This window comes from Algoriphagus namhaensis, from assembly GCF_042649705.1.
GTDB lineage: Bacteria > Bacteroidota > Bacteroidia > Cytophagales > Cyclobacteriaceae > Algoriphagus > Algoriphagus namhaensis.
In genome coordinates this window covers 371,287-384,398 of sequence record NZ_JBHRZS010000006.1, presented here as the reverse complement: position 1 = coordinate 384,398, position 13,112 = coordinate 371,287, and the positions used below count along the sequence as shown (strand labels likewise).

At 43.0% G+C, this 13,112-nt stretch carries 13 protein-coding genes; 1 reads left to right on the top strand and 12 read right to left on the bottom strand.

Features of this window, described 5'->3' with window-relative positions; translation table 11 throughout:
* Positions 1 to 165: 165 nt before the first annotated feature.
* The 6 genes from ACFOSV_RS05430 to tpiA all read right to left on the bottom strand — a co-directional run bounded on the left by ACFOSV_RS05430 (position 166) and on the right by tpiA (position 6,029).
* Positions 166 to 1,689: a GH3 auxin-responsive promoter family protein gene (locus tag ACFOSV_RS05430; protein WP_377904180.1), complete on the bottom strand. Its 1,524-nt coding sequence runs from the start codon at positions 1,687 to 1,689 to the stop codon at positions 166 to 168.
* The gene (gene lptB / locus ACFOSV_RS05425; protein WP_377904178.1) at positions 1,689 to 2,426 is read right to left on the bottom strand and encodes an LPS export ABC transporter ATP-binding protein; all 738 of its coding nucleotides are present in this window, start codon (positions 2,424 to 2,426) and stop codon (positions 1,689 to 1,691) included. Before lptB ends, ACFOSV_RS05430 begins: the two co-directional genes overlap by 1 nt.
* A gap of 1 nt (position 2,427) precedes the next feature.
* Positions 2,428 to 4,152: a single-stranded-DNA-specific exonuclease RecJ gene (recJ, locus tag ACFOSV_RS05420; RefSeq protein ID WP_377904176.1), complete on the bottom strand. Its 1,725-nt coding sequence runs from the start codon at positions 4,150 to 4,152 to the stop codon at positions 2,428 to 2,430.
* A gap of 97 nt (positions 4,153 to 4,249) precedes the next feature.
* The gene (locus ACFOSV_RS05415; RefSeq protein ID WP_377904174.1) at positions 4,250 to 4,438 is read right to left on the bottom strand and encodes a hypothetical protein; all 189 of its coding nucleotides are present in this window, start codon (positions 4,436 to 4,438) and stop codon (positions 4,250 to 4,252) included.
* The gene (prmA, locus tag ACFOSV_RS05410; RefSeq protein WP_377904172.1) at positions 4,435 to 5,262 is read right to left on the bottom strand and encodes a 50S ribosomal protein L11 methyltransferase; all 828 of its coding nucleotides are present in this window, start codon (positions 5,260 to 5,262) and stop codon (positions 4,435 to 4,437) included. Before prmA ends, ACFOSV_RS05415 begins: the two co-directional genes overlap by 4 nt.
* 5 nt (positions 5,263 to 5,267) lie before the next feature.
* Positions 5,268 to 6,029 (bottom strand): triose-phosphate isomerase, encoded by a 762-nt coding sequence (gene tpiA, locus ACFOSV_RS05405; RefSeq protein ID WP_377904170.1) that lies wholly within the window; start codon positions 6,027 to 6,029, stop codon positions 5,268 to 5,270.
* 75 nt (positions 6,030 to 6,104) lie between these two features.
* Between tpiA and ACFOSV_RS05400 the strand changes: the two genes are divergently transcribed.
* Complete coding sequence (locus tag ACFOSV_RS05400; protein WP_377904168.1) at positions 6,105 to 6,605, top strand: regulatory protein RecX; 501 nt, start codon at positions 6,105 to 6,107, stop codon at positions 6,603 to 6,605.
* A 187-nt stretch (positions 6,606 to 6,792) separates the two neighbouring features.
* Here the strand turns inward: ACFOSV_RS05400 and crtD are convergent, their stop codons facing one another.
* The 6 genes from crtD to ACFOSV_RS05370 form a co-directional block, all read right to left on the bottom strand.
* A complete protein-coding gene (gene crtD / locus ACFOSV_RS05395) occupies positions 6,793 to 8,256 on the bottom strand; it encodes a 1-hydroxycarotenoid 3,4-desaturase CrtD (RefSeq protein WP_377904166.1) in 1,464 nt (487 codons plus the stop codon).
* A 107-nt stretch (positions 8,257 to 8,363) separates the two neighbouring features.
* Positions 8,364 to 9,830, bottom strand: coding sequence for a glycine--tRNA ligase (locus ACFOSV_RS05390; RefSeq protein ID WP_377904164.1), 1,467 nt, complete (start codon positions 9,828 to 9,830; stop codon positions 8,364 to 8,366).
* 68 nt (positions 9,831 to 9,898) lie between these two features.
* Positions 9,899 to 10,948 (bottom strand): oxidoreductase, encoded by a 1,050-nt coding sequence (locus ACFOSV_RS05385; RefSeq protein ID WP_377904162.1) that lies wholly within the window; start codon positions 10,946 to 10,948, stop codon positions 9,899 to 9,901.
* Positions 10,945 to 11,571 (bottom strand): response regulator transcription factor, encoded by a 627-nt coding sequence (locus tag ACFOSV_RS05380; protein WP_377904160.1) that lies wholly within the window; start codon positions 11,569 to 11,571, stop codon positions 10,945 to 10,947. The genes ACFOSV_RS05385 and ACFOSV_RS05380 overlap by 4 nt, the downstream gene beginning before the upstream one ends.
* Before the next feature lie 35 nt (positions 11,572 to 11,606).
* A complete protein-coding gene (locus ACFOSV_RS05375) occupies positions 11,607 to 12,362 on the bottom strand; it encodes a sensor histidine kinase (protein ID WP_377904158.1) in 756 nt (251 codons plus the stop codon).
* Entirely contained in the window at positions 12,349 to 13,101 is a 753-nt protein-coding gene (locus ACFOSV_RS05370) for a histidine kinase (RefSeq protein WP_377904156.1), read from the bottom strand. Before ACFOSV_RS05370 ends, ACFOSV_RS05375 begins: the two co-directional genes overlap by 14 nt.
* Between the last annotated feature and the right edge of the window lie 11 nt (positions 13,102 to 13,112).

The window sequence follows — 13,112 nt, the reverse complement described above, 5'->3', positions numbered from 1 at the left end:
TTCTGGGTTTTTGCTAATAGAAATTTGCTCTATCCAAAAATCTCAGCACTTGAAATGGGTAAAACCTTTCTGGATAGAATTTTAAATACAAAAAGTAATGAAAAATGGTCAAAAAAAAGCCTATTTCCAGATAAACCAGAAATAGGCAAAATTTAGAAGTGGGCTTTATGCGTTGATCAAATCCAGAATCTCTTCCAGATGGGTCCGCTCATTAGAAAGTCTTGGGACTTTGTGCTGTCCGCCCAACTTTCCCTTTTTGGCGAGCCATTGATCAAAAATCCCCTTAGGTGCGAGATGAATCACAGGCTCTTTTAATGCAAGATTTTTGTAGCGCTTGGCATCATAGTCAGAGTTTATTTCCCGTAATTTCTCATCCAGTAATTTCTCAAATTTTGGAAAATCATCTGGCTCCGATCTGAACTCGATGACCCACTCATGGGCTCCTTTGGCTCCGGAGCTTTCGAAGTAAACTGGAGCTGCCGTGAAATTTGCGATGGTGGCATTGGTCTCATCTGCCGCAAATTGGATGGCTTTTTCTGCATTTTCTACGATTACTTCCTCCCCAAATGCGTTGATGAAATGCTTGGTTCGTCCGGATATTTTGAATCGATAGGGGGCTGTGGAAGTAAAGCGGATAGTATCACCGATTTTGTATCTCCACAGACCTCCATTGGTCGTGATGACTAGGGCATAATTCTTCCCAACTTCCACATCTTGGAGGCGGATCACCGACGGGTTTTCCTTGTCCCATTCTTCCATTGGGATGAACTCAAAGAAAATCCCATAATCTAGCATCAGTAACAGCTCGTCAGACTCAGGTTGATCCTGCAGGCCAAAGAATCCTTCAGAAGCATTATAGGTCTCCATATAACGCATTTTCTTAGAAGGAATAAGCTCTTCAAAAACAGCTCGATAGGGTCCAAAGGCTACCGCGCCATGGAAAAAAACCTCCAAATTGGGCCAAACCTCAAGTATGTTTTTGGCTTTTTTCAGTTCTAGAATTTTCTGGAGCAATACGATGGTCCAAGTGGGTACTCCGGTAATGGTTACCACGTTTTCATTCATGGTGTCCCGCGCTAGCTTTTCTATTTTCGCTTCCCACTCGTTCATAAGAGCGACTTCCAAACTTGGGGTTCGAATGATCTGAGCCCAAATGGGAAGGTTTTGCATGATCACGGCGGAGATATCACCTGCTCTTGCGGTTCCTTGAGGATTGAGTGGATTTTTTTCTAGACTTCCCCCGATGGCCAGGTTTTTCCCGATGAACATTTTGGTATCAGGATTATTCCTCACATAGACTGACACCAAGTCCTTTCCCCCTTTGTAATGGCATTCTTCAAGGCTCTCTGTGCTTACCGGTATGTATTTACTTCGACTGGAGGTGGTCCCTGATGATTTGGCAAACCACTCTATGGGGCTGTCCCAAAGCACATTTTGCTCTCCAGCCATAGTTTGATCTATGTATGGTTTGATGCTTTCGTAGTCATGTATCGGTACTCGCTCAGCGAAATCTGCATAAGACTTTATCGAGCCAAAATCGAATTTCTTTCCAAATTTCGTTTTTTGCCCTGCCTCAATGAGCTCTTCAAAAATCTGTTTTTGAGCAGCAAAGGGGTTTTTCTTGAAATGTTCGATTTGTTTGAGTCGGCTCTTGAAGAGCCAAGCCATAAAGGAATTGACGATTTCCATCAGTTAAAAATCTTTCGTTTGAGCTCAAATTGACTACCCAAATAAACTTTCCGAACTTGCTCGTCAGCCGCTAGTTCTTCTGCGCTTCCAGCTTTTAAAAGTTTTCCTTCGAACATCAAATAGGCTCGATCGGTGATGGAGAGTGTTTCGTTGACGTTATGATCTGTGATCAGAATACCGATATTTTTGTTTTTCAGTTTGGCAACTATGGTTTGGATTTCCTCCACTGCGATGGGGTCTACACCTGCAAATGGTTCATCCAAAAGGACAAATTTAGGATCTACTGCCAGTGCACGAGCGATTTCGGTACGTCTTCGTTCTCCTCCGGAAAGGACCATTCCCAAATTCTTTCTTACGTGGGTGAGCGAAAATTCCTCTAGAAGGCTCTCAGTTTTTTCTTTTCGTTCGGCCTTAGTCATTTTGGTCATTTCCAGCACGGCCATGATGTTTTCTTCTACGGAAAGCTTTCTGAAAACCGAAGCCTCCTGAGCCAAATATCCTATTCCCAACTTTGCGCGCTTGTACATGGGAAGGGAGGTGATATTCTGATTTTCAAGAAAAATCTGACCATTATTGGGCTGAATAAGTCCTACGATCATATAAAAAGAGGTGGTCTTTCCGGCTCCATTTGGTCCGAGCAGTCCGACGATTTCGCCTTGCTCCACTTCCACAGAAATGTCATTGACCACTCTTCGGCCTTTATAGATTTTTACCAGATTATCTCCTCTTAATTTCATATCAATCGAATTTGATGTCTTTCACATAGATCTGCAAACTACTATTTCCTCTGAAAACATTCTCGCGAATCTCTCCTACTAAGCTGAACGACATCTTGCTCTCTAAAAGTTCTTTGGTCGTCTGTTGAGGATCCTTTGCCTTATCGGCCATTCCAAATGCTAAACAGACCAAGCTTGTTTTTTGGCCTTCCTGCAATATCTCAAATCGGATGTGTTTTTCTTTAAGTACCACGACATTTTCTGCGCGTACATTATTTAGCACAAAGACAGGTTCAGGATTTCCCGGACCAAAGGGTGCCATTTGCTTGAGAATATTGTAAAAGGAAGGATTGATCTCATCGACAGAGATTTCATCGTCCACCTCAATCACTGGGATGAGGTGCTTGTCTCGGATTCTACTTTTCACCACCTCCTCAAAACGTTCTTGAAATAGGGGTACTTTATCCACTTGTAGGGTCAGTCCCGCGGCATATTTGTGACCACCAAATTGCTCCAAAAGGTCAGCACATTCGGCAATAGCATCATATATATTGAAGTCAACAACAGAGCGTGCACTTCCGGTGGCTTTACCATTGGACTCGGTGAGAATGATGGTGGGACGATAATATTGTTCAATGCATCTGCTTGCTACGATCCCGATGACTCCCTTGTGCCAATCTTCTTTGTAAAGTACAGTCGCGTTCCAAGCCCGTGAGCTTTCCATCTCTGCTATCATGGCAAAGGCTTCCCGGGTGATATTCTCGTCAAAATTCCTGCGATTGTTATTCACCACATCCACAGCCTTGGCAAGTTCAGATGCCTCCATCAAACTTTCCGAAATGAGCAATTCTACACTGGATTTCGCATGCTCGAGCCTTCCAGATGCATTGATCCTTGGACCTATCTTGAAAACGATATCAGAGATGGTGATAGATTCTTGAAGGTGGCCTGCGTTTTTGAGGGCCTCCAGACCCGGGCGTGGGGAAGTATTGATTTGCTTCAATCCAAAATAAGCCAGAATCCGATTTTCTCCTGTAATAGGGACAATATCCGCAGCAATACTCACGACCAACAAATCCAGATATTGATATAGCTTCTGCTCATCTTGGCCAAGTGTTTTGGATAGTGCCTGCGCAAGTTTGAATCCTACACCACAACCGCTAAGTTCTTTATAGGGGTAATTACAATCCGATCGTTTTGCATCCAAAACGGCCACTGCTGCAGGTAGTTTCTCTCCGGGGGTATGGTGATCGCAAATGATAAAATCCACTCCCAATTCATTGGCCAAAGCCACTTTGTCCACAGCTTTGATTCCGCAATCCAAAGCGATAATTAATCCAAAGCCGTTGTCAGCGGCATATCGGACGCCTTTTTCCGAGACCCCATATCCTTCATGATACCGATCGGGAATGTAGAACTCGATATTCTCATAGAATCCCCTTAGAAAACTATAAAGCAGTGCTACCGCAGTGGTTCCATCCACGTCATAGTCACCATAAATGAGAATTTTTTCTTCGGCCTCAATCGCAGCGAGAATTCGATTTACCGCCGCGTCCATGTCTTTCATCAGAAATGGATCGTGAAGCGAATCGAGAGAGGGTCGGAAAAAGTACTTGGCCTCATCAAAACTCTCTATACCTCGCTGAATAAGTATATTGGCCAGGATCGCATTGACATTGATCGCCTTTTTCAGGTCGTCAATTTTGGCTTCGTTTGATCTTGGGATTTGCTTCCAGATATACTCCATGGGGCTAATTTAGCTAATCCATCCGACTCCCTCGACACCTCTTTTTATGGGTAGAGGTCCTAAAGTCTGAAGGTCTTGATAATCAAGTCAAATGAACCTAGGATTTTGTGGATTTATACTTGGGGAAGAAATAAATGGGTAGGATCAAGGCTTTGAGTTTCCAGTCATTTTTTTCGGTTACACTGAGATTTTGATCCTCATGCACTTGTCGGTACATTTTTCCAGCCATCAGGCAGTGCCCTATGAGTAATAAAAATACAACTGCGTAAAGGATCAATTCACTCATGATTTTTTTAGGACCAATGCTGCCCAGTCATTTTTCGTTTGAGATTTTACTTTGCCCAGATTATGTTTTTTGGCTGCTGCCAAAATATCTTCAATATCGGATTCATAAAAGCCGCTCAAGAGTAAAAATCCACCAGAAGGAATCAAATCTGCATAAAGTGCCATCTCGTCCAAGAGAATGTTTTTATTGATATTGGCCAAAACGATATCGAAAATGCCTGGAGGTTTTACCTCTCGAATGGTTCCTAGGCCCATTTTTATGTCTAGGTGGTTTGAGGCAAAGTTTTCATTTCCATTTTCTACGCACCATTCGTCAATGTCAAAAGCTTCGATTTCTGATGCTCCGAGTAATGCGGCCATTATTGCCAAAATGCCTGTTCCTGAGCCTACATCTAGCACTCTTTTTCCCTGATGGTCGATCTCACCTTGATGGCGAAGCATCAAAAAAGTAGTGGCATGATGGCCCGTGCCAAAAGACATTTTGGGATTGATGAGGATCTCATGCTTGAAGCCTTTTACGGGTGGATGGAAGGATGCACGGACATAGACCAAGTCATCCACGGGGATGGGATCATAGTTTTTTTCCCATTCTTCATTCCAATTGGTTTTAGGTAGAATGCCCTCTGTCAATTGGATGTCTGCCAAGTCCTTGTACCTAGCAATAATTTCCTCAAACCCTAAGCGATCAAAGCCTTCTTCGGCAGCATAGGCGTCGAGGCCTGATTCTGACTCGAGGAAGGAGTCAAACCCGATGGCAGACAACTCTGCCACCAAGATATCCCTGAACTCTTCCGAACAGGTGATTTTAAACTCCAGATAGTCCATTCGGTTTAGTAAGACTTGATGATCTCTAGAAAGTCTCGAGATTTCAAAGATGCTCCACCGATCAATCCTCCGTCCACATCTGGCTTGGATAGTAGTTCTTTCGCATTTCCAGCGTTCATACTTCCGCCATAAAGAATTGGAGTAGAATTGGCCACCTCACTCCCATACTTGGAAGCAATGGATTTTCGAAGTGAATCATGCATTTCCTGTGCTTCTTCGGCACTTGCAGTTTTACCTGTTCCTATCGCCCAGATGGGTTCATAAGCAATTACAATTTTGGAAAACTCTTCAGCGCTTAGGTCGAAAAGAGATTGCTTGAGTTGGAATTTTACATTTGGCAGATGCGTTCCCGCCTCTCGAATCTCCAAAGATTCTCCACAGCAAAAAATTGGAGTGAGACCATGTTCCAATGCTTTCTTTACCTTTTTTGCAAGAAGTTCATTGTCTTCCCCAAAATATTGGCGTCTCTCACTATGGCCCAGAATAACGAAGTCAGTATCGAAGGATGCTAAAATTTTTGCCGAAACCTCTCCAGTGTAGGCACCGGAGTCCTGATCTGAGCAGTTTTGTGCGCCAACAAATATTCTTGGAGTCTTGCCGATCAGCTTTTTTACTGGCATGATGTGAGGGAAGGGTACGTTTAGGACTACCTCCACATCAGAGATTGATTCGTCTTTGTACATGTTGACGATCTCTGAAGTAAGTTTTTGACCTTCATCGAAAGTCATGTTCATTTTCCAGTTTCCGGCTATGATTTTTTTACGCATGATCAGTTTTAAAATTTTAAATTTGATAAAAATGAGTTGAAAAGCTTTTGAAGCCCCAAATTACAGAAATTGTCCATGTGGCGAAAAGAATCTTCTTCCAATCGAACAAAAAAATCTTGGAATTCTACTGAATTACAGGAAAAGATGATGGCATTTTGTGCTTATCAAGAAAGGTGTGTCTGGGATGCCAAGCGCAAAATGCAGGAGCGGGAAGTTGCCGAGGAAGATCAGGAGCAGGTTTTGGAGTATTTGATTCAGGAGAAATTCATTGACGAAGAGCGCTATGTTAGAGCTTTTGCCCGAGGGAAATTCAATTTTAAAAAATGGGGAAAAAACCGCATTCGTATGGAATTAAAAATGCGCCAAATTCCGGAATCACTGATTAAAATTGGGCTAGCGGAGATAGATCCCTTTGCGTATTATGACACACTTTGCAATCAGGTAGAGCTCCGATGGCAAAAAGAGAAAGAGCAAGATCCCTACAAAAAGAAGTATAAAGTCTCTCAATACTTAATGTCCAAGGGCTATGAGTATGATTTGATTAGGGAGGCTATTGACGATTCTTTCCAAACTTAGCTTTGAAAGCTGAAGAGTCGTATTTCAAAGAAACAGCGATACCTCTGTATACTTCGCCATACCGAAGGTGGTTGATGCGAATCTCGGGTACGAGTACGAGACGATGTGAAAGTACAGGAAACAGCGGGTAAAAAAATCTCAATTGAGGGTATATTTTAGGCTTTTTCTTCCGAAAGTTAGGTTTTACTTACGAAATCAACTCTGTCATAATCTTTGCAGAAAGTAAGCAAAGCGGAATTCCACCTCCCGGGTGCACGGATCCTCCGCAGAAATATAGGTTTTTGATATCCGAGGAAAAGTTGGCATGTCGAAGGAAAGCGGCAAATTTATTATTGGAACTATTGCCATACAGGGCTCCCTGTGCCGAGGAAGTTTTGAGCTCTATGCTTCGTGGGTCCAGAATCTCCTCCGTAGCGATTAGCGGTTCAATATCCGTTTTGAGGATTCGATTGATTTTGTGAATAATATTTTTCTTGGCCTCAGCGATCACCCGATCCCAGTCTTGTCCTTGATTATTGGGCACATTGATCATGGTAAACCAGTTCATACAACCCTCTGGAGCATCGTCTGGCTTTTGGGTAGAGGTGATATTGATGTAGACCGTCGGATCTTTGTAGGGTTCTTTTTTATGAAAAATATGGTCAAACTCCTCCAGGTAATTATCCGAAAAGAAAATATTGTGAAGGTCCAATTCCGGAAAAGTACGCTCAATACCCCAATAGAAAATCAGGGCCGAACTGGATTTGGGTTGATTCAGTAGTTTTTTGGGTTGCTTTTGCTTGCTCAAAATGGTCTTATACGCATTGACCATATCCATATTATTTACCACCAAGTCGGCAGGAATCACTTCCTCTTTGATGCGAATGGCCATTGCTTGGCCATTTTCTACGAGTATTTCATCTACTTTTTGATCAAAGTGAAAATTCACTCCCTGATCTTTGGCGAGTTCGTAGAGACTGAGGGTAATATCATGCATTCCCTTTTTGGGGAAGAAGGCACCGATATTGAATTCCAAATGTGGAATGATATTCAGCGTTGCTGGAGTCTCGTAGGGATTACTGCCGTTGTAGGTCGCGTAGCGATTGAAAAGCTGTACGAGCTTGGGGTTTTCAAACTGTCTCTTATTCGCTTCATCCATGGTTTGGAAAATCCCTAGTTTACCCATCTTCAGATAGGACTTTAGCGCATCGGGATTGGTCCAGGTGGATAACTTATGCAGGGACTTATGCATGAAGAGTGGCGCCAGATGATCATAGATAAATCTCGAGTTTTCCAGTGCGAGGTGGATATTTTCTTTGGGTTCCCCGAGCTCGCGTTCCACCTCATTGGCAAATTGCTCCACGGCTGCGAAGGCCTTAATTTTAGATCCATCTTCCCAAAAATAGTGGCAGGCAACGGGTAGTTTGGTGTATTGGAAGTAGTCAGGCGTATTCTTTCCTGCTAGCGCAAAAAGCTCTTCTACCTGCTGAGGCAAAGTAAATAGCGAGGGGCCTGCATCAAATCTATATCCGTCCTTTTGGATTTCGGAAAGTTTGCCACCGGGGTAAGCATTGGCTTCATAGACTTCCACCTTATAACCTTTAACCGCTAAGCGGATGGAAGCGGCAATCCCCGCTATTCCAGAACCGATGATCAATGCTTTGGTACTCATAGTTTCGATGGCTTAAAACTAAGGAGGAAAATGGTGAAACCTTGGTTAAAAAAACAAAAAAATCCCCGATTCGGCGGGGATTTTAATGTTCGTCAAGAATTTTTTACTCAAAGCTTCTCAAAAATTCGCCTGAAGCTAGTGGCTTCGGCGATTCGCCCATGAAGCTCCGAAATAGCTACTCGCTCTTGCTCAGTCGTATCTCGATGACGAATAGTCACGGTATTATCTTCCAAAGTCTGATGATCCACAGCGATGCAGAATGGAGTCCCAATCAAATCTTGACGAGTATATCGTTTTCCAATTGATGCCGCATCTTCATAAATGATATTGAAATCATACTTGAGTAAGTCCACGATTTCTTTTCCTTTTTCTGGCAAGCCATCTTTCTTGGTAATTGGCAATATCGCTGCTTTCACTGGTGCGATCGCTGGGTGGAATTTGAGGTAGGTCCTGCTCTTTTCTTCTGTCTGCTCCTCCGTAAAGGCATTGCAAAGCGTCAATAAAAACAGTCTATCTGCACCTATGGATGTCTCGATCACATAAGGGATGTAGTTTTTGTTCACCTCAGGATCAAAGTACTGCTGCTTCTTTTTTGAGTACTCCTGATGGGATTTCAAATCAAAATCGGTACGTGAGTGAATTCCTTCCACTTCCTTGAACCCAAATGGGAAATCATACTCGATATCCATGGCCGCATTGGCATAGTGGGCGAGTTTTTCGTGGTTGTGCTTTCTGAGTTTTTCTTCAGGGGTGCCTAGCGCCAAATGCCATTTCATCCGCATGTCGGCCCACTGCTGGTACCAGTCTAGCTCAGTGCCAGGTCGAACAAAGAATTGCATCTCCATCTGCTCAAATTCCCGCATTCTGAAAATAAATTGTCTGGCTACGATCTCATTTCTAAAAGCTTTACCAATCTGGGCGATACCAAAAGGAACTTTCATCCGTGCAGTTTTCTGCACATTCAAGAAATTCACAAAAATACCCTGTGCCGTCTCTGGTCTCAAGTAAATCGTAGAGGAGTCCTCTGCCACTGATCCCACCTGGGTAGAAAACATCAAATTAAACTGCCTCACGTCAGTCCAGTTGGAAGTACCGCTGATGGGGCAGGTAATGCCTTCATTAATGATCAGTTGCTTCACACCTTCCAGATCTTCGGCGTCGAGAAGCTTGGCAAGAGTAGCGGTGAGCTCATTTGCTTTGCCGACATTTCCCTCCCGTTCAAACTTTGCAGCATATTCCTCCACCAAGACATCGGCACGGTAGCGCTTCTTGCTGTCTTTGTTGTCTATCATGGGATCGTTAAACGAATCCACGTGACCTGAAGCCTTCCAAGTAGTCGGATGCATAAAAATTGCTGCATCGATCCCCACGATATTATCCTGGGTGCGGGTCATGGTTTCCCACCAAAGTCGCTTGAGATTATTTTTCAATTCCACCCCATACGCTCCATAGTCGTAGACAGCTTGAAGACCATCATAGATTTCTGAACTAGGATAGACGAACCCATACTCTTTCGCATGGGAAATGATATCTTTTAATTGGGCGTTTTCTGCCGGAGTTTCTTTTTTTGCCATGGCGGCAAAATTAAAGAAACAAATTGATATCTGGGGTTAGATTCGCTGAAATGCGCATGAATCCTAGATTACCACTGACCTTCGGCTCTGGAAATGGAGCGCTTACCTTGAGAACTCTCGAAGGAAGCCTCGATTATCTTTAGAACCTGGATACCTTGGTTCATTTTGACCTTCAGCTCCGCACCCGAATGGATTGCGTCGGCGATATTGTTATAAAAAATTCGATAGTCTCCAGGCACAGTAGGATAAGGACGGCTATGATCTTCCAGATATAGTGTTCCAAACCTATCCATGGATTCCACCCCCCAGTCTTCACCTTCTGGCTTTTCATTTGCTTTGAAAGCAGCTTCTTGTACATCCAGCCCAAACTTCTGATAAGAACCTTTTTTTCCTAAAAGTAAAAACTTCGGAGTGGGAGCATTGACCAAAACTCCCGCGGTGACTCTGGCTTTGAAGTAGCCGTAATCCAACGTGATGTCAAAGTAATCGTCTGCAATGGTATGAGTTCGCTGCTTGCGAATGTCTGCCTGGATGAACTCCGGAGCTCCAAATTGCAAGACCACTTGATCGATCAGGTGGGTGCCCAGATCAAAAGTAACCCCATTGCCCGGCACGTCTTCATCTCGCCAGTTTTCCCTGAGTTCGGGCCGAAATCGATCAAAATGTGACTCTAAATAGACTAATTCGCCCAAAAGATCCTTCTGGATGATTTCTTGGATAGTCATAAAATCCCCGTCAAAGCGACGGTTCTGGAACACTGAGCAAATCAGTCCTTTTTCATCCGCTAGTTTTTTAAGCTGTTCGGCTTCTACCGATTGAACCGTCACCGGCTTATCCACCACCACATGTTTACCTGCTTCTAGTGCGGCTTTTGCCATGGGAAAATGAAACTCATTTGGGGTCGTAATGACAACTAATTGGATGGAGGGATCGGATAATGCCGCTTCAAAACTTTTTAAAACCTTGACGTTTGGGAATTTTTCTAGGCATCGATCACCGCTTCGCTCTACAATGGCATGAAGGGAGAGGCCCTCGCAGACCTCGATCAGGGGTCCATGCATTTTTTCGGCCACGGAGCCGTATCCTACCAATACTGTTTTGAGTGGTGTAGCCATCATAGGTTCATTTCGTGAATCTTATTGATCAATTCTATCCTGGAATTGACTTGTAGTTTTTGGTGGATATTTTTTCGGTGAGTTTCTACTGTTTGGATGCTTAGCGAAAGCATCTCGGCGATTTCCTTGTTCATATTCCCCTCTTTGATTAGGTGAATGATTTCAGATTCACGCTTCGAGAGTTTGTACTTTTCTCGGAAGGCATCAAAAAACGAACTAGGATTTGCTTGTCTAAGTACTCGGTCAAAATTCAACACGTGCCTTCCTTCCAAAACTTCATGAATGGTAAAGACCACTTCGTCCGGATCGGAGTCTTTGAGTAAAAATGCATCGGCCCCCTTTTTTACACATTGTTTGAACATCTTTTCATCGTCGTACATGGATAGCACCACGACTTTGGGTCCGAGTTTTTTCTTTTTGAGTTTTTCGATCACTCCAAAGCCATCCAGAACAGGCATATTCAAATCCGTGAGAACGACCTCCACCGTGGCAGTTTTCAAATAATCGACTAACTCCTGCCCATTTGGGAAAATCTGTTGAACCTTGAAATCATCTTGCTCTTCCAAAAGACTGGCAAGTCCTTTGGCAAAGAGTGTGTGGTCGTCTGCAATGGCGATTCGGATCATAGACATTGAATGATTCCGAAAATAAGATGAAAGAATTACTTAGGCAATGAAAGTTTGATTTCTGTTCCCTTTTGTTTTTTAGAGGTAATGTAAAATTCGCCACCTATGGTCTGCATTCTTTTTTTCAAGTTGCTCATTCCAGAGCCATTAGATGCCTTGGAGACATCAAATCCCTTTCCGTCATCCTTGATATAAATATTCTTGCCCTTTCCATTTGACTCAAGCGATATCTCAATATTTTTTGGGCTTGCATGTTTGATTGCATTGTTCAGTACTTCTTGGATTACTCGGATCAGCACCAGCTTATGATCTTTATTGAGTTGAAGTTGCTCTCCGTGGTAATCTAATTTAGTGTTACAAAAACCCGTGGATTCGATCTTACTTAATTGCTGCTGGATAAAATCTTCCAAACTAGTTTCTTCTACCCAATCCAGATTAAGGGTCTTGGAAAGCCCTCGTACTTCTTGAATTACTTGATTCAGGATTGTTTGGCCCTCAGTCTTTTTCTCAGGTTTGGAAGAGTTGAAATTGAGCTTTGCTAAGGAGAGTAGCTGTCCAATATTATCGTGGAGCTCCCTTCCAATGTGAGAGAGTGTCTCATTTTGAATTTCGTTCTCAATGTTGAGCATGGTTCTTTCATACTCCGCCTGCATATGTTCTATTTTTTGCCGGTTTTGATTCTGACGTTGCCTGTGGATAAAAATCATTGAGATGACAAAGGTGGACATCAAGCCAGCCAAGAATATAGTGGCAAAAATTATGACGTAAATCTGTTCTTCAATGGGATCCATATAGGGGTTCTTCTTTGATCCACTTCAAATTAGGAGATACTACGATCAACATCAAAATGAATAGGTTTAAAATACTCATGATCATGTCAATATTGATTAAACTCACTCCCAGCTGAGGGTTTACCTCATAGAGGTAGGTGATGGAAACTGAATTGATATAGGTGACGGAGTAGGTAAAAAGAATGGTGGTCATCTGCCAAAAAGAGAGTAGCCTTATAGGATCCGCCGCCAAGTACTTTTCATAGGTAATCAAGCCAATAAAATAGAGCCCTGAGCCGGCAAGAATCATGTTAGCACCCACAGCAAAAGTGACGGGCTGATTTAAATAAATGGGCTCATATCCTGTAACCAAAAATATAATCCCCAAAAGAATGTACCCTAAGATCATCCAGTTTAGATATCTCTGTTTGGATGGTTCTAGCCAAGTTTTGATCAGAAAGAGGTATAAGATCGTGGAGCAGTATCGATTGGTGATGTTGAAAAACCAGATGTTAAATTGGGGGTATACCGTATTTCCTAATATCTTGTTAACCCATGCGTTGAAGTCAGGGTTATAAAAAATGACGGCACCTAGATTTTCGTATAAGACGGTAAAGGCTAAAATCAAAAAAGGGAGCCAGTAAAACCGACTCTGCTTTTTTTCTTTTGGCAACTTGAAAAAGTAAATCGTCCCCACGATCAGTAAAAGATCAATGGAGACGAAATACCAATCAAATAGAGCTTCTAGGAGATTATCCATTCTTTAGCCGG